This is a genomic window from Mesorhizobium sp. M0227, from assembly GCF_040321855.1.
GTDB lineage: Bacteria > Pseudomonadota > Alphaproteobacteria > Rhizobiales > Rhizobiaceae > Mesorhizobium.
On sequence record NZ_JAMYSJ010000037.1, the window covers coordinates 12,613 to 28,230 of the forward strand.

The window sequence follows — 15,618 nt, forward strand, 5'->3', positions numbered from 1 at the left end:
CTCTTGGGATGCGCTCTGGAATCTATAGAGAACATAACAGGAACAATGTGAGTGGAAGCTGACCGTCATGGCGATGACCGCTGTGGCGCGGGAGACTGTTTTTGCCCTGCGCCGCCAGATCGCGAAAATCGAGGGAACGCTGCCCGAGCGCTTGGCTGCGCCGGCCGCCGCGCCCTTTGATGCCGACGTCAACACCGATCTCACAATCGTCCGGCGTGGCATTGCCGCGGCGTTGCCGGATGCGTTCCTGCCTGTTGGCGTCGAGCGCCTCGACGCCGCCCTGAGCGGCGGCCTGCCGAAGGCCGCCCTGAGCGAAATCCATGGCACGCAAACCCGCGATGCCGGGGCCGTCGCCGGCTTCGCTTTGTCGCTCACAAGCCTGATCCTCAAGCAAACGCCGGGGCTGCCGGTGCTGTGGATTGGCACATCGGAGATCTTTCGCGAGGCCGGCTTTCCCTATGCCAGGGGGCTTCACGCCTCGTTCGGCATCGAGCCGGAGCAATTGCTGTTTTCCGAGGCACCGAGACTTGTCGATGCGCTGTGGGTCGCCGAGGAGGCGGCCCGGATGACGGCGCTCGCCGCGGTCATCCTCGAAATTCGCGGCAATCCGCAGCGGCTTGACCTGACCGCGACACGCCGGCTGCATGCAAGGGCGCAAGCGGCCGGCCGCCCGGTGTTCCTGCTGCGGCAGGCGGCCGAGCCCGAACCGACGGCGGCACCCGTCCGCCTCATCGTCACGTCGGCACCGGCGGTGCCGCGCGACACCATCGCCGGGCCGCTGGCCGGCTCGATCGGCCGCCCGGCCTTCACCCTCACCATCGGCAAGAGCCGCACGGCCCTGCCTGGACAATTCACACTGGAGTGGAATCCCGATGAATGCGCATTCGACGAAAGAGCGGGCGACGAAAGAGCAGGTGGGGGAAGAAACCGGCCAAAGAATCCTGTCCCTGTGGTTTCCCTATCTGGCGGCGGAAAGGGTCCTGCGCCAGCGTCTGGGGCGGTCCTGGCGTTCCCGGCCGTCGGATCACCCATCTCACCCGCCGCTCGTGATCAGCCATCGCGACCGCAACGCACAGCGCATCTCGGCCCTCGACGAGCGGGCTGAGGCGCTGCACCTGAAGCGCGACATGGGCATCGCCGATGCGCGCGCCATGCATCCGTCGATCGACATCGTCGAGGCCGATCCGGAAGCCGACCGCCGCCTGCTCGAAGGCCTTGCCGACTGGTGCGACCGCTACACCCCGCTGGTGGCGCTGGATGGCGCGGACGGCCTGTTTCTCGACGTCACCGGCTGCACCCATCTGTTCGGCGGCGAACGTGCCATGCTGGACGACATCCTGTCGCGCTTCTTCCATCAGGGTTTCGATGTCCGTGCCGGGCTTGCCGCGACGCCGGGCGCGGCCTGGGCGGCGGCACGGTTTTGCGGCGACCGCATCGTTGTGTCAGGCGAGGAGGAAGCGCTGCTGGCACCCCTGCCGCTGGCCGCGCTGCGCATCGAACCGGCGACCCGCACCAGCCTGGAAAGCGTCGGCCTGCGCACGGCGGGCGCCGTCATGGCGGCACCGCGCGCGCCGCTCGCCCGCCGCTTTGGCACCTTGCTGCTCCTGCGCCTCGATCAGGCGCTTGGCCGCCTCGACGAGGCAGTCTCGCCGCGCCTTCCCGTCGCGCCGCTTTCGGTCGAACGCCACCTCGCCGAACCCATCACCCTGACCGAGGACATCGAACGGCTGGTGGGCATGCTGGCGGCGACCTTGAAAACCGATCTCGAGCGCCGCGGCGAGGGTGCCAGGACACTGGCGCTGCTGCTCTTTCGGGTCGACGGCGCCGTCAGCCGCATCGCGCTCGGCACCTCGCGGCCGATGCGCGAACCCATGCTGATCCAGAAACTGTTCCATGAGCGGCTGGCCGCGCTCGAACAGGATATCGATGCCGGTTATGGCTTCGACTTGGTGCGGCTTTCGGTGCTGGCGGCAGCCACCTTCGACATGCAGCAGGCCGATCTGACTGGCGAAACGGCCGACGACGGTGCCGACATCGCGCTGTTCGCCGACCGCATCCGCGCCCGGCTCGGCGAGGGCGCGGTTCTCCGGCCGGTCGCGGTCGAAAGCCATCTGCCGGAGCGTGCCGTCGCCACGATCCCCTTCACCGAAGCGCCACGCCGGACCACGCCGCCGAAGAAGCCGGACAGGCTGCAGGCACCAAAAACCATATTTCCGCCGGAACGGCCGATCCGGCTGTTCCGCTCGCCCGAACCCATCGATGTGCCGGCCACTGAAATGCCGGAAGGACCACCGCTGAACTTCCGCTGGCGGCGCGCGCTCTACCGGGTCACGCGCGCCGAAGGGCCGGAACGCATCGCCGCCGAATGGTGGCGCGAGGCAGCGAGCGACCCGATCACGTCAACCCGCGACTATTTCCGTATCGAGGACGCCGACGGCCGCCGCTATTGGCTCTACCGGCAAGGTCTTTATGGCAACACGCAGGTCCCGCCGCGCTGGTTCATGCATGGTGTCTTCGCATGAACGCGCTGACCGTCATCCCCTATGCCGAGTTCGGCATCCAGTCGAATTTCTCCTTCCTGCGCGGCGCCTCCAAGCCGGAGGAGCTGGTGGTCGCGGCCAAGCTCCTGGGCTTCTCGGCGATCGGGCTTGCCGACCGCAACACGGTGGCCGGCGTGGTGCGCGCCTGGCAGCAGGCCAAGGTCGAAAAACTCTCCTATCATCCCGGCTGCCGGCTGGTTTTTGGCGACGGCACGCCGGACATCCTCGCCTATCCCCAGGACCGCAAGGGCTGGGGACATCTCTGCCGCATGCTCACCCAAGCCAATCTGCGCGACGAGAACGAAAAAGGCGCCACCCTTCTCCAGCGCGGCGACCTCCTCGAATGGGGTGACCTGATGTCGCTGGCGGTCCTGCCCGGTCTGTCGGCGGGGGCGCAGGACGGTCTCGCCTTGCTTCGGCTGCTCAAGGATCGTTTCGGCAGAAATCTCCGTCTGGCCGTTTCGCCCGACTACGCCGGCAATGACCGTTTCCGCATCGAGCAGGCCGCGGCTCTTGCCGAGAGCGTCGGTATTCCGCTGATGGCGACCAACGACGTTCTCTATCACACCGCCGAACGGCGCCCGCTGCAGGACGTGCTGACCGCGATCCGCCTCAACACCCCCGTCGCCGAGGTCGGGCTGCAACTCACCGCCAATGCTGAGCGCCATCTGAAGCCACCGATGGAGATGGCGCGCCTGTTCCGCAGGCATCCGCAAGCATTGGCCGAGACCTTGCGGTTTGCGGAAGAATTGACCTTTTCGTTGAGCGACCTTCAGTACAATTATCCGAACGAGCCGACGGAATCGGGTCTTGGCCCACAGGCTGAACTGGAGCGGCTGGCTCGGGAGGGAGCGGCCAACCGCTATCCGGCGGGTGTGCCGGATTCGGTGATCAAGCGCATCCAGGAAGAGCTCACTCTCATCGAGCGCCTCAACTACGCCCGCTATTTCCTGACCGTCTACGACATCATCAAATTCGCCCGTGGCCAGGGCATTCTCTGCCAAGGACGTGGTTCGGCCGCCAATTCGATCATCTGCTTCTGCATCGGCATCACCGAAGTCGGACCCGACAAGATCGATACGCTCTTCGAGCGCTTCATTTCCGAGGAGAGGAACGAGCCGCCGGATATCGACGTCGACTTCGAGCATGAGCGACGCGAAGAGGTGATGCAATACATCTATACGAAATACAGCGGCAAGCGCACAGCACTTGCCGCCGCCGTCATCAGCTATCGCGGCCGGTCGGCGCTGCGCGAAGTGTCGAAGGCAATGGGCCTGTCCGAGGATATCAGGACGTCCCTTTCCGGCTCGATCTGGGGCTGGTCGACCTCGGAGCTCGGCGAGAAGGAAGCCCGCGCCGGCGGCCTCGACCGCACCGATCCGGTGTCTCGGCATGTGATGGAACGCGCCAACGAGATCATGGGGTTTCCCCGCCATTTGTCGCAGCATGTCGGCGGCTTCGTCATCACAAGGGACCGGCTCGATGAGATCGTGCCCATCGTCAAGACGGCGATGGACCAGCGCAAGATGGTGGAGTGGGACAAGGATGATCTCGACGCAGTGAAAATCCTGAAAGTGGACGTGCTGGCGCTCGGCATGCTGACCTGCCTGCAACGCGCCTTCACCTTGCTCACTGAGCATTATCCAAAGGCGAGGGACCCGTATGGGCAGCCCTATGTGCTGGCCACCCTGCCGCCGGAGGACAAGCAGGTCTACAAGATGATCTGCCGCGCCGACACGCTCGGCGTCTTCCAGATCGAATCGCGCGCCCAGATGTCGATGCTGCCGCGCCTTGAGCCGAAAACCTTTTATGACCTTGTCATCGAGGTGGCGATCGTGCGGCCGGGCCCGATCCAGGGCGACATGGTCCACCCCTATCTGCGCCGCCGGCAAGGCAAGGAGCAGGCCGAGTATCAAAAGCCGGAGCTGGAGGCGATCCTCAGCAAGACGCTTGGTGTGCCGCTGTTCCAGGAACAGGCGATGAAGATCGCCATCGTTGCCGGCGGCTTCAAGCCGGGCGAGGCCGATGAACTGCGCCGTGCCATGGCCACCTTCAAGCGCACCGGCACCATCGGCAATTATCGTCGCCGCATGATCGAAGGCATGGTCGACAAAGGCTACACGAAGGACTTCGCCGAGCGCTGCTTCAAGCAGATCGAGGGCTTTGGCGAATATGGCTTTCCCGAAAGCCATGCCGCTTCCTTCGCCCTGCTCGTCTATGCCTCCTGCTGGTTCAAGACCTTCTATCCCGACGTGTTCTGCGCCGCGATCCTGAATTCACAGCCGATGGGGTTTTACCAGCCGGCCCAGTTGGTGCGCGACGCAAGCGACCATGGCGTCGACATTCGCGACGTCGACGTCAATTTTTCGGTGTGGGATTGTACGCTGGAAAAGGCGCCGTTCGATCCGGCCCGTATCCTCCCGCGCCATGCCGAAATGCGCGGCGTCATCGAGACGAAGCATGCCGTCCGGCTCGGCTTCCGCCAGATCAAGGGCCTGTCGAAGGAGCGCATGGCGGCCTTCGTCGAACGGCGCGGCTCAGGCTACGGATCCGTCCGGGATGTCTGGCTGCGCTCCGGCCTTGATGTCGGCGAGATCGAAAAACTGGCGCAGGCCGATGCCTTCCGCTCGCTCGGCCTTGATCGTCGCGAAGCGTTGTGGGCGGTGCGCGCGCTCGACGGCAAGAGCGCCGCCGAAAGGCTGCCGCTGTTCGACCAGCCGGCGCTTCGCCTGCGCGAGCTGGAGCCCGAGACGAAGCTGCCGAAAATGCCGCTCGGCGAGCATGTCATCCATGATTACCGCGCGCTCGGCCTGTCGCTGAAGGCGCATCCGGTCGCCTTCCTGCGCGAGCGGCTCGACCGCGCCGGCGTCATTCCCAATGCGAACCTGCCTTCCGTGCGTGACGGCAGGCGCGTCTCCGTCGCCGGCCTCGTGCTGGTGCGGCAGCGCCCCGGCAAGGGCAATGCGATCTTCCTGACACTGGAGGACGACAAGGCGGTGGCCAACGTCATCTTCTGGCAAAGAACCTTCGACCGTTACCGACCCATCGTCATGGGCGCCCGGTTCGTCAAGGTCACCGGAAAATTGCAGTCGGAATCGGGCGTGGTCCACATCGTCGCCGAGAGGATCGAGGATCTGACGCCCTGGCTGACCGTACTTCTGGAGAAGGTCAGCGGGGCCGAACCAGCGGTTCCTCCGAGAGACCTCGCCAAGGAGCGTTCGGATCACTCCAGCCCCGCCGAACAAAGCGCACCGATCCGGCAGGATCTCGCAACGCTGTCGGAAGAAGCGGAAAGGGTCATGCCCAAGGGGCGGAATTTTCAGTAGTGTCAAAAACTTCGATGGCAGCGGGACAGCACCCCCCTCTGTCCTGCCGGACATCTCCCCCGCAAGGAGGGAGATTGGCAGCTTTGGCGCTTTCGCACATTCCAGCAACCGTGGAGATTAGCGAAAGCCGAGACTACATCCAATCTCCCCCCTTGCGGGGGAGATGGCCGGTAGGCCAGAGGGGGGTGCTGTCCCGCCCACCTCACCAGCCTGTGGTGCAAGAACTCAGCCCGGCCCACCCAAGCGTGGCGGCGGCGGGGCGAGCACGTCCTCCACCGAAAGCGTCCGCGCCTCGGAGGGCAGCATGATCGGGATGCCGTCACGCACCGGATAGGCAATCTTGGCGACCCTGGAAATCAGTTCGCCGCGCTCTGGATCCCAGGCCAGCGGCCCCTTGGTCAGCGGGCAGGCCAGCAGCTCCAGCAGCTTGGGATCGACCTTCCTCTCGTCACGTCCGTCCGCCATCGCGCCCTCTTACTGCAAACTCGAGCCAAAATCCTCATTCTCGCGCGCCAGCGCCATTTCGGTGATGGCGATCAGCGTCTCCGCCCGGGTCTTCAGGTCGGCTGCTTCGAGCAGCGCCTGTTTCTCGGCCGGCCCGTAGGGCGCCATCATCGACAGCGCATTGACCAGCATGGCATTTTCGGCGCGGCTGACGCTTTCCCAGTCGGCCTCCAAATCGTTGGCCTGCAGATAGGCGCGAAACGCCTTGAGCAGCGATGGCCGGTCGATCTCGTTGTCCGCCTGATCCTCGTCGAGATCGGCAAGGAAAGGCGCGGGCTTGCACTGGCGAAACGGCGTCTTGACGGTCAATTCGTGGGCGATGCGGAACCGGCACACGCCCTGCAGCGAAATCAGGTAGCGGCCGTCGCCACTCTCGGAAAAGGCGATGATGCGCCCGGCGCAACCGACATTGCAGAGCTCCGGCTCGCCATCGCCGCGCAAGGCGCCGTCGAGACTGGGCTGGATGACGCCGATGAGCCGCGAGCCGGCGATCGCCTCGTCCACCATCTGCAGATAGCGCGGCTCGAAGATGTTGAGCGGCATGCGGCCTCCCGGCAGCAAAAGCGCACCCTCGAGCGGAAAGATCGGGATCGTCGACGGCAAATCCTTGGCGAGCCGGTAATGCGCGTTTCCCGCTTGCACCATATTCCTCCGATCGCTTCACCAGAAGCGCGTCATGGCAGTTCTAATCTGGCGCAGTCATGGCCGACGCCAAGCCCGTGCGGCAAAACAACCGGCAAACGGCTCAGGAAAACAGCAATGCCGACAATTTGCGGCGCGCGGCAAGCGTTGCCTCGTCGGTCATGCCCCATGCCTCGAACAGCTGCAGCAATTGCGTCCTGGCGCCATCCTCGTTCCAGCTTCGGTCGGCCTTGATGATGGCCAGCAGATTGTCTGCGGCCGCAGTGCGGTCGCCGTTGGCGTTCTGGATCATGGCCAGATCGAAGCGCGCCTGGTGATCCCCAGGATTTTCCGCCAGCCGGCGCTCGAACTCGGCTGGATTGCCGAGAGCTGCCGCTTGCGCTGCAACCGCCATCCTGGCGCGCAGGGCTGCCAGTGGCGGCGCATCCTTCTTGGCCTCCGGGGCTGTTGCCAAAAGCGCCTCGGCGCCTTCCGTGTCGCCGGCGTCGAACAACAGTTCGCCCAGTCCGGCGATCGCCTCGATCGTCTCCGGCGCCTGCGCCAGGACGGCGTCATAAATGTCGGCCGCGGTCTGCATGTCGCCGGCCTCGCGCGCTTCGGTCGCCGCTGCCAAGGCTTCCGCCACCGGCGGCGCGCCGTTGCCCTTGCCGCCGACCTTGGTGATGAATTCGTTGATCTGGCTCTCCGGGATGGCGCCCATGAAGCCATCGACCGGCTGGCCGTCCTTGAAGGCGATGACCGCCGGGATAGACTGGATGCCGAGCTGGCCGGCGATCGAGGGATGGTCGTCGATGTTCATCTTGACCAGCTTGACCCTGCCGCCGGCGGCCTTAACCGCCTTCTCCAACTGCGGCGTCAGCTGCTTGCAAGGCCCGCACCAGGGCGCCCAGAAATCGACCAGCACCGGCAGGCGGCGCGATTCCTGGATGACATCGGCGGCAAAGGCAGCCGTCGTCGTGTCCTTGATCACATCGGCGGGAGCGGCGGGCGCATCGCCAAGCGCGACTTTCGCCGGCGCCGGCGCCGCTCCACCATACTGCACCGAGGTGGTGTACTGGCCGCCATTACCGCCAAAGGAGCCGCCGAACGGATTGTTGTCGCTCATCTCTTTACCCTTCCGTGGCGCCGCCGGCCGGCGGCCAGGCGCCCTATGCTTCAGACCATCTGACTCAAGCCATCCATGTGGCGATCACACGGAGACTTTCAAGATAGCAGCATCGTGCCCGGTTGCCTCGACGAATCTGATCAGGTCCCGCGCCGCGATCGATGTCGTCGCCTCATTGGTCAGCGGATGCCCATTGATCACCGCATGCTCCATCAAATCCTTGTCGAGCACGAGCTTGACCCTGTTTGCCGTGTCGTTGATGACGCCAAAGACCGTCACGGCGCCCGGTGTGACGCCGAGCAGCTCCATCAGCATCTCCGGCTTGCCGAAGGAGACCCGGCTGGCGGCGCCGATCACCTGGTGGATCTGCTTCAGGTCGACGACCGCGTCCTCGCCGACGGTGACCAGGAAGAAATTATCCTTCTTGTCCTTCAGGAACAGGTTCTTCGTGTGCCCGCCGGCGATTTCGCCGCGCAACGCCTGCGAATCCGCGACCGTGTAGAGCGGCGGATGGCGCTTCGTCGAGGCGGCAATCCCGAGTTCAGCGAGAAAGGCCATCAAATCGGCTTCGGTCTTCGGCATCGGTTTCGTTCCGTTTCTCAAGCCAGCCGTTTACGGCCAATGGGGCAGCCGACACAAGACCGTCATGCGACATCATGGTGAGCGGCACCGCCCTTCGCGCTGGCGCCCCGCCGCCCGCCACTCACGCGCCCGCCGGCGGCTTGCCGGCCCCGCGCGGCGTGTCACAAAAAGCCTGTGATTTCCCTGTTGCAATCGCCGCGCTCTTCAGCCATATAGGCCCGGCTTGCGGCCAAGACGCCGTGCGAGCGGGTGTAGCTCAGGGGTAGAGCACAACCTTGCCAAGGTTGGGGTCGAGCGTTCGAATCGCTTCACCCGCTCCAGTTTCCTCTAGAGGGAATCAAGCAGATAAGAAGGCCGTCTAGTGCGGCTTCTTCTTTGTCTACAGTTGCAAGCTACCGCATAGCTACCCGCATGCGGAAAGCGAAAATCATGCAAATCGTAGATTGTGCTTGCCAGATCAGTCACTATTGAGCGCGCATATTGACAGCCGCCCAAGACGCTGAATCTATAAGGCAAGGGAGCATCGAATTGGACAGTCTGATCGGAGTCGGTGTCTACACGCCTGCGGAAGCGGGTCGGCTTTTGCATATCCGTCCTGCCAAGATTGCTAGGTGGCTCCGAGGCCACAACATTAAGGACCAGAAGTACGCGTCACTTTGGTCGCCTGAAGTTGATTTGGGGGATGAGCGGGTTTTTCTTGGCTTTCGAGACCTTATGGAAGTTCGGGTCGCGGATGCCTTCATTCGCGCCGGAGTTTCGGCGATGCGTGTTCGCGCGGCCATACATCTTGCCCGAGATATCATTGGTCAAGACCGTCCGCTTTCAACCAACCGCTTTCGAACGGACGGCCGGGAAATTTTTGTAACCGTCATAGAAACCGGCGAAGATGGCGAAGAGCGAGAACGGCTCCTGAACCTATTTCGTCGCCAGTATGAGTTCAAAGGGATCATCGAGCCGATCTTAAAAACTGTCGATTTTGGCGACGATGGCAACCCGCTTTTGTGGTGGCCCGGCGGTCGCCGGCTCAATGTCGTTGTAGACCCATCGCGGTCTTTCGGTCAGCCAATTGATGCCGCTTCAAGCGTGCCGACGGCGATCCTTGCAGCAGCTGCGCGTCAGGAAGGGATTATTGGCGCCGCCCGTGCCTATCTGGTGCCGGAAGCGTCCGTCCGCCGATCTATTGAGTTTGAGACATCCATGGGGCATGGAATTGCGGCGTGAACGTGCTGTTTGACAACTGCACCGCACCGCTATTTGCTACGACTCTGGACGGTTTCATAAGCCATTACGGGCATCGTGCTTTTCACATCAAGGACGTGCCAGGCCTTCCTGGCGGTCGGCACTCGGCCGACATTGACTGGATCAAACATCTTCAAAGCGCACCAGAGACATGGATCTTCATCTCGGGGGATGGCCGCGTTCTGAGAAACCCAGCCGAGAGAGCGGCTTTGCGATCAGCCGGCCTTCACGGATTTATTCTGGCGCCCGCTTACCAGAAAACGCCAATGAACCAGGTGGCGGCAACCATCGTCTGGAAGTGGCCCGAGATCGAAGGGGTCACTAAATTGGTCGCCGCGCCTTCTATGCACGAGATACCGATTCAGCGGATCAGCAAGTTGCGCGCTCTGCCTCTTTAGACTCGAGAGCCTTACTCCGCCTTCCGCAACGACGCCTGATGCACCAGCGAGGTCCAGCTGTTGGTCGAGGCGAGGTGGCAATAGAGCAGGCCGAGCGCGCCGGATTTGCGCAGGTCGAGGAACGCCTCGTCGCTCAATCTGTTGAAGGCCGGCTCGTCGATCACCTGGAAATCGGTGAGGTTGAGCACCTCGCCGCCTTCCAGCGTCACCTTGCTCTGGCGCGGTGAAAACAGGCTGTGTGCATCGATCTTTTCGACCATCTCGCGGGTGGCTCTGAAGTCGATCTGGAACTGGTTGCAGAAGGCGAGCTCCTGTTTGGTCGCTTCGGTCGGCTCGTTGCCGGTGAAGAACGGCAGGATCTTGTCATCGCGGGACGGCGCCAGCAACTGGTCGACGACCCGGTCGCTGGCCCGTTCGACGCACAGCGTCAGCCGGCCGGCCGATGTCGGGTCTTCGGCCAGGATGAAGGGATAGCGCCGGACATAGGCGGGGATGTAGTGCGGCCCGGTCCATTTGCCGTCGGCATCGACGAACAGGTTCTCGTTCTGGCGCACGCCGGTGATGATCACTGGCGACTTGGCCGGGCCGATAAAGACGATCGGGTAGGAGCGCATCGCCGCCGGCATTTCCGACGCGACCACCGGAATGGCGTGCGCGGAGCGGGCGAAGCCGAAGTCGCTGCGCGCGGTCAGGCCAAGCGAGCCGTGCCGCGCCGGATTGAGCGCCTCGGGCCTCGAATAGAACAGCGGCAACGCATCGCCCGTCCCGTTCGTCTTTGCATCCGCCATGATCCGTCTCCCGCACGCCCATCAGGCTGCCAATGGTCCCGAAGCCGGGATCTATGCTTGTTTGCGCTGATCTTGGGTCGAAAGGAATCCCGCGCAGGAACAAAGTACTACAGCGTCTCTTGCGCGCATAAAAGGACAGGCGGTGCTGTATTTTGGGGTTTTGCGGCGGCCGATTGTCTTGGGGAGCGCGACCGCCGGCCTGCCCGCCTCTGGACAGCTTGCGGCGAAGCGGCGACAGTGCCTCCGCTGGAGCAATTCCAGGAAAAGTGTGGAGCGGTTTTCCCTGGCAATTGCGAAGAAACAAAAGCCGGATCAGCGATCCGAACGCTGAACCGCTCCAGCGGACAGATTGAGGGAAACGGAATGGCGTCGGTGTCGGATTTCGAGCAGGGACAAACCTTCACCGTCGAAGCCGGGGGCCGGCAGATCCCGCTCGAACTGAGCGCGGTCAAGCCCATCGCCGCCAGCCCGCGCCCGGGTGGCGGTTTCTCGCTGCTGTTCAAAGGCCCGCGCGAAATCGCATTGCCGCAGGCGACCTATCTTTTCACGGGGGAAAGCGGCAGCCACGAGATCTTCATCGTGCCGGTCGCCGCCGATGCGACCGGGCGGCTTTACGAAGCGGTGTTCAATTAGAGGCTTGACGCAGGGAGGGTCTGATCGCTTCGAAATTAGCTGAAGCCTCTCCTCTTCGTTCGTCATCCTAGGGCGAAGCAGTCGCGAAGCGACGTCGCGGAGACCCTAGGATCCATGCCGCGACTTTCGAGCGCGACAACGGTGCAATGCTGTTTTACTGCCGGCTCGTGCACCCAGGCTGTCCGAGGCCCTTCTTGAAGCGCAGCAATCTTGGACAAAGGTCGCGGCATGGATCCTAGGGTCTGCGCCGCGTCGCTCCGCTCCTTGCTCCGCCCTAGGATGACGAAGCTGGTGAGAGCCGCCGCTTGCGATGCTCGCCGTCACAAACCAGCCGCCCCGCTCCCCGGCGGCGCACAGGCCATCAGGTCGTAGACGCCCTTGTCCTCGACGACCGCGAAGCCCAGCGCGACATAAAGCCGTCTCGCCGGATTGTGCTTCTCGACATGGATCGATGCTGATTTGCCGGCTAACCATGCCTCGTCGATGAGGTCACAGAGCAGTGCGGTGCCGTAGCCCTTGCGGCGATGATGCGGCAGGAAGGCAATGTCGATGATGCGGTGCTGGCTTGGCCAGCGCTCGACATAGAGGCGGCCGATGTCTTCGCTATCGCGTTCCACCACCAGCCAGTCGGCCTCGGGATAGTGTTTTCGGTAATGCGCGTGCTGGGCCTGGAACTGCATGCCGAGGAATTCGGTCTTCTGCGCCTCGCTCCACGACGTCACCGCGAGTTCTTCGAAGCGGGTCGAGGCATAGAGCCGCGACAGGAACGGCATGTCCGCGTCCACTGCCGCACGAAAGCGGAGCCCGGCCGTGTCAGACCGGGACCAGACCGGACGGGCCTGCTTCGCTTGCGCCACGCTGGCGTAAATCAACCGTCAGACCGGCGGCGTCAGGTCGCGCACGACGACGATCTGCTTGAGATTGTTGTCGGTCAGCGACGTCCAGCTATACTCCCACTCGGAACTGTCGATGCCCATCTGGTTGATCGTCCACAGCCCGTTGGTGCCGTCCGGCATGAGCGCCAGGCTGAACAAAGCGAGCCGGCCATCGGCATTGTAGTTGAGCGTCAGGCGCGTCGAGCGAAGGGATGCGCCGAAATCGCGCCATCCCGACCAGTTTTGGGTGTAGGCATCCCATTGCGCGTTGAATTGGAGGAAGTGCTGCTGGTCGGCGGCGACCAGCACGATATCGCCGTCGCCCTGGATGCCGGCGGCAAGCGCCTGGTTGGGCGCCCTGGAGTAGCCGGGTGTCGCCCACTGCGTCCACGTATCCGATCCGGCGGGCATCTGGCGCGTGTGCAGCACCTGGCCGTTCTGGGTCAGGGCGAACAAATTGGTGGCGCCCAGCGGGCCGACGACCGGCGCCATCTCGATGAAGCCACCTGTCTGGGTCGTGTCGATCTGCACCCAACCCGTCCAGTCGGCGGCCTTCAGGGCCTGCGCCTTCGCCTGCTGGCAGCGATAGAGATGCAGGTTCGAATTGATGCCGAACAGGGCGATGCGGCCGTCGCCTTGGCGTATCGCCGAAACCGTCACCAGCCCGCCGGGGATCTGGATCCAGTCGCTCCACGGTTTGGCCGGCGGCGTCAGCACGTCGACGGTGACGACGATCGGTGTCGTCGTGCCCGGCGGCGTGATGGTTTTCTGCACCTGCACGATCTGGTCCGGATTCTGGTAGATCCACCAGATGCGGCCCTGATTGTCGGTGACGAAGACCTCGATGCGGCCGTCGGCATCGCGCGCCATCGAAAGCTTCTGATAGGAGGTGGCGCCGGGCGGCGTGCCGATGCTCATCGGCGCGGTCCATTTCTCGACCGGGCCGATCTGGTTGGCGTCTTCGGTGATGAAGGACAGATTGGTGGTTCCCGATGGCTGCGCGACCACGGCGACACGGCCGTCCTTGGTGAGGCCCGCCGTCATGATCATCCAGGCGCCGGGCGCGATGAACGACCAGGCCGAGGGCCATGGCCCGTTCGGCGAAAGCTGCGCCTTCTGGATCAACTGCCCCTTCGCAGAATCGATCCCCACCACCATCAGCCGCGAAAGTTCGAAAAACGACGCGCCGGCCGGCTTGTGCTGGTAAATGGGTGGAGGGCTGGACGGCGCCGGGCGGGCGCTGGCCCTGGCAGCCGCTTTCGGCGCCGGCGTCTTGGCTGCAGGGGCTTTCGACTTTGGTTCTGCTTTCTTGGCCATGATATCGATCCTGCCTGTTGGCTCGGAATTCAGGTTCTTGGTGGGAAGACGCCTTGCAGCGCGATGCAGAAATAACAGGTGAGGTAGGGCTGCAAATTGTTGTGCGGCTGGTCGCCGCCGGCGGGCGCTATTGTCTGGTCCGACAGCGACACTATGCTGCCTGGCGCGACATATACATTTCCCTGGCTCGACTTGGCGAACGCATTACCGGGAGCGATGTTGCTGTCCCCGCTGACGATCGAAGGAGCGGCCTGGACGAAATGCGCATGCATCGGCATCTCGGACTCCAGCAGAGACACCGTTTCAGAACCGCCGGTTTCGCCGAGATCATGCAGCGACAGGCCCGGCCCCTGCCCCGGGTGCATCGGCGCACGGCCTTGCAAATCCGGCAAGGCGAAGTTGGACTTGCCGTTGCCGCCATAGGTGGTGCCGAGTAACGAGAACAGCGCGGTGTTCTGTGACAGCGGCAGCAATTGACCGTCACACCAAGCCCAGCCCGTGGGCGCGAAATTGAACGGAAAGATACGGATTTCGGCGACGAACGGATCGGCCATGACGGTCCTCTTTAAGTCGGCGAAGGAAATATGCCGAACAGCGAGATGATGAAGTCGACGCACAGATAGGGCTGGAAATTGCTGTGTGGCTGGCTGCCGCCGCGGCTACCGAGAAACTGGGTGCTCATTGCCACCGATGGGCCGCCGTTGATGAACGCATTGACCTGCCCTGACCTACCAATGACACTTTGGCTGGGGTTGGGCTGATTGGCGACGTCGTTCGAGGCCATCAGGGCGTGGGTATGCGCCGGAATCTGCTGGATTGTCAGCGTGATTTCCTCCGCGCCCCCCGTCTCGGCCAGGATGAACCCGTTGCCCTGATGGATGGGAAGGCGGCCACGCAAGTCGGGCAGCGCGAAGGTGCTCTCGCCATCGCCGCCATAGGTTGTGCCTATCAGTTGGAAAAGTGTCTCGTTCTCGGAGATCGGCAGCAACTGTCCCTCGCAGAACATCCAGCCGGCCGGCGCAAAATTGCCGGCGAACATGCGAATCTCGCCAACATAGGGTTGTGCCATGGTCGCGTTTCCTCAATTCGGCGATGGGAAAATGCCCTGCAGGGCAATGCAGAAAGTCAATGCCAGGAAAGGCTGCATATTGAGATGCGCCTGACTGCCGCCGATATCGGTGACAGTGCCGGCAACCATGGCGCCGAGGTTCTGCACCGGACCATAGAGGGTGTTTGGCGCACTGTTGCCAAGCAGGTTGTTGGCCGGAAGATTGGTCGCGCCCGTGACAGACGATGCGTTGGCGGCGTGGACATGCGTGGGCATTTCCGCGATCGACAGCGTGTGGGCCTGCTCGCCGCCGCGCTCGCCCAACGTATGGCCGCCGCCGACATGAATTGGCATGCGTCCACGATAATCGGGAAGTGCGAAATTCACCCGACCATCGCCGCCAAAGGTGGTGCCGAGCAGCGAAAAAAGTGCCTGGTTCTGGTTGATGGGCAGGAGCTGCCCGTTACAGAGTGCCCAGCCTTTTGGCGCGAACACGAACGACATGATTCTGATTTCCGACAAGAACGGCTCAGACATAAGTCCTCTCCCCCAAACTGCTTGTACTGACCTTACGGCGACTGCATTAGCAAGTCGACAGAAATCGCCAAGAAAATTTAGATC

Annotated in this window: 16 protein-coding genes and 1 tRNA gene; 7 read left to right on the top strand and 10 right to left on the bottom strand. The window is 63.4% G+C overall.

Annotated features, from left to right (window positions below; translation table 11 throughout):
* Window positions 1-67: 67 nt before the first annotated feature.
* The 3 genes from NKJ00_RS29435 to NKJ00_RS29445 are packed head-to-tail and all read left to right on the top strand — an operon-like array spanning window position 68 to window position 5,866.
* Window positions 68-1,105, top strand: coding sequence for an ImuA family protein (locus NKJ00_RS29435; protein ID WP_352632268.1), 1,038 nt, complete (start codon window positions 68-70; stop codon window positions 1,103-1,105).
* Window positions 1,047-2,522: a DUF6504 family protein gene (locus NKJ00_RS29440; RefSeq protein WP_352632271.1), complete on the top strand. Its 1,476-nt coding sequence runs from the start codon at window positions 1,047-1,049 to the stop codon at window positions 2,520-2,522. The genes NKJ00_RS29435 and NKJ00_RS29440 overlap by 59 nt, the downstream gene beginning before the upstream one ends.
* The gene (locus NKJ00_RS29445) at window positions 2,519-5,866 is read left to right on the top strand and encodes an error-prone DNA polymerase (RefSeq protein WP_352632273.1); all 3,348 of its coding nucleotides are present in this window, start codon (window positions 2,519-2,521) and stop codon (window positions 5,864-5,866) included. The genes NKJ00_RS29440 and NKJ00_RS29445 overlap by 4 nt, the downstream gene beginning before the upstream one ends.
* A gap of 225 nt (window positions 5,867-6,091) precedes the next feature.
* Here NKJ00_RS29445 and NKJ00_RS29450 read toward each other — a convergent pair whose 3' ends face one another.
* The 4 genes from NKJ00_RS29450 to NKJ00_RS29465 all read right to left on the bottom strand — a co-directional run bounded on the left by NKJ00_RS29450 (window position 6,092) and on the right by NKJ00_RS29465 (window position 8,699).
* The gene (locus NKJ00_RS29450; protein ID WP_023810889.1) at window positions 6,092-6,331 is read right to left on the bottom strand and encodes a Trm112 family protein; all 240 of its coding nucleotides are present in this window, start codon (window positions 6,329-6,331) and stop codon (window positions 6,092-6,094) included.
* Between the two features lie 9 nt (window positions 6,332-6,340).
* Window positions 6,341-7,012, bottom strand: a complete 672-nt coding sequence (locus tag NKJ00_RS29455; protein WP_023810888.1) for an LON peptidase substrate-binding domain-containing protein — start codon at window positions 7,010-7,012, stop codon at window positions 6,341-6,343.
* Window positions 7,013-7,115: 103 nt separating this feature from the next.
* A complete protein-coding gene (gene trxA / locus NKJ00_RS29460) occupies window positions 7,116-8,117 on the bottom strand; it encodes a thioredoxin (protein WP_352632276.1) in 1,002 nt (333 codons plus the stop codon).
* Window positions 8,118-8,201: 84 nt separating this feature from the next.
* Window positions 8,202-8,699: a prolyl-tRNA synthetase associated domain-containing protein gene (locus NKJ00_RS29465; RefSeq protein WP_023810886.1), complete on the bottom strand. Its 498-nt coding sequence runs from the start codon at window positions 8,697-8,699 to the stop codon at window positions 8,202-8,204.
* Window positions 8,700-8,944: 245 nt separating this feature from the next.
* Between NKJ00_RS29465 and NKJ00_RS29470 the strand changes: the two genes are divergently transcribed.
* The 3 genes from NKJ00_RS29470 (at window position 8,945) to NKJ00_RS29480 (ending at window position 10,336) form a co-directional block, all read left to right on the top strand.
* A tRNA-Gly gene (locus NKJ00_RS29470) sits at window positions 8,945-9,019 on the top strand.
* 208 nt (window positions 9,020-9,227) lie between these two features.
* Entirely contained in the window at window positions 9,228-9,920 is a 693-nt protein-coding gene (locus NKJ00_RS29475; protein ID WP_245490573.1) for a hypothetical protein, read from the top strand.
* Window positions 9,917-10,336, top strand: coding sequence for a PIN-like domain-containing protein (locus NKJ00_RS29480; RefSeq protein WP_127297740.1), 420 nt, complete (start codon window positions 9,917-9,919; stop codon window positions 10,334-10,336). The genes NKJ00_RS29475 and NKJ00_RS29480 overlap by 4 nt, the downstream gene beginning before the upstream one ends.
* An 11-nt stretch (window positions 10,337-10,347) precedes the next feature.
* Here NKJ00_RS29480 and NKJ00_RS29485 read toward each other — a convergent pair whose 3' ends face one another.
* Window positions 10,348-11,124, bottom strand: a complete 777-nt coding sequence (locus tag NKJ00_RS29485) for a SapC family protein (protein ID WP_352612539.1) — start codon at window positions 11,122-11,124, stop codon at window positions 10,348-10,350.
* 57 nt (window positions 11,125-11,181) lie between these two features.
* On the opposite strand from NKJ00_RS29485, the gene NKJ00_RS29490 reads away from it, so the two are divergent.
* Window positions 11,182-11,757, top strand: coding sequence for a DUF6916 family protein (locus tag NKJ00_RS29490; RefSeq protein WP_352612541.1), 576 nt, complete (start codon window positions 11,182-11,184; stop codon window positions 11,755-11,757).
* A 320-nt stretch (window positions 11,758-12,077) separates the two neighbouring features.
* Here NKJ00_RS29490 and NKJ00_RS29495 read toward each other — a convergent pair whose 3' ends face one another.
* From NKJ00_RS29495 to NKJ00_RS29515, 5 genes are read right to left on the bottom strand one after another with little or no spacing between them, the layout of a single operon-like run.
* A complete protein-coding gene (locus NKJ00_RS29495) occupies window positions 12,078-12,614 on the bottom strand; it encodes a GNAT family N-acetyltransferase (RefSeq protein WP_352556235.1) in 537 nt (178 codons plus the stop codon).
* 18 nt (window positions 12,615-12,632) lie between these two features.
* Window positions 12,633-13,949, bottom strand: coding sequence for a DUF8189 domain-containing protein (locus NKJ00_RS29500; RefSeq protein ID WP_352556226.1), 1,317 nt, complete (start codon window positions 13,947-13,949; stop codon window positions 12,633-12,635).
* Window positions 13,950-13,978: 29 nt separating this feature from the next.
* The gene (locus NKJ00_RS29505; protein WP_352556228.1) at window positions 13,979-14,503 is read right to left on the bottom strand and encodes a phage tail protein; all 525 of its coding nucleotides are present in this window, start codon (window positions 14,501-14,503) and stop codon (window positions 13,979-13,981) included.
* Between the two features lie 11 nt (window positions 14,504-14,514).
* A complete protein-coding gene (locus NKJ00_RS29510; protein ID WP_502895896.1) occupies window positions 14,515-15,018 on the bottom strand; it encodes a phage tail protein in 504 nt (167 codons plus the stop codon).
* A 12-nt stretch (window positions 15,019-15,030) separates the two neighbouring features.
* Window positions 15,031-15,534: a phage tail protein gene (locus NKJ00_RS29515; RefSeq protein ID WP_352556231.1), complete on the bottom strand. Its 504-nt coding sequence runs from the start codon at window positions 15,532-15,534 to the stop codon at window positions 15,031-15,033.
* Window positions 15,535-15,618: the final 84 nt, after the last annotated feature.

Bases quoted from the DNA above. Each gene is read 5' to 3' on its own strand.
- NKJ00_RS29435 (WP_352632268.1), top strand. From the start codon at position 68: ATGGCGATGACCGCTGTGGCGCGGGAGACTGTTTTTGCCCTGCGCCGC.
- NKJ00_RS29445 (WP_352632273.1), top strand. From the start codon at position 2,519: ATGAACGCGCTGACCGTCATCCCCTATGCCGAGTTCGGCATCCAGTCG.
- NKJ00_RS29450 (WP_023810889.1), bottom strand. From the start codon at position 6,331: ATGGCGGACGGACGTGACGAGAGGAAGGTCGATCCCAAGCTGCTGGAG.
- trxA (WP_352632276.1), bottom strand. From the start codon at position 8,117: ATGAGCGACAACAATCCGTTCGGCGGCTCCTTTGGCGGTAATGGCGGC.
- NKJ00_RS29465 (WP_023810886.1), bottom strand. From the start codon at position 8,699: ATGCCGAAGACCGAAGCCGATTTGATGGCCTTTCTCGCTGAACTCGGG.
- NKJ00_RS29485 (WP_352612539.1), bottom strand. From the start codon at position 11,124: ATGGCGGATGCAAAGACGAACGGGACGGGCGATGCGTTGCCGCTGTTC.
- NKJ00_RS29500 (WP_352556226.1), bottom strand. From the start codon at position 13,949: ATGGCCAAGAAAGCAGAACCAAAGTCGAAAGCCCCTGCAGCCAAGACG.
- NKJ00_RS29505 (WP_352556228.1), bottom strand. From the start codon at position 14,503: ATGGCCGATCCGTTCGTCGCCGAAATCCGTATCTTTCCGTTCAATTTC.
- NKJ00_RS29510 (WP_502895896.1), bottom strand. From the start codon at position 15,018: ATGGCACAACCCTATGTTGGCGAGATTCGCATGTTCGCCGGCAATTTT.
- NKJ00_RS29515 (WP_352556231.1), bottom strand. From the start codon at position 15,534: ATGTCTGAGCCGTTCTTGTCGGAAATCAGAATCATGTCGTTCGTGTTC.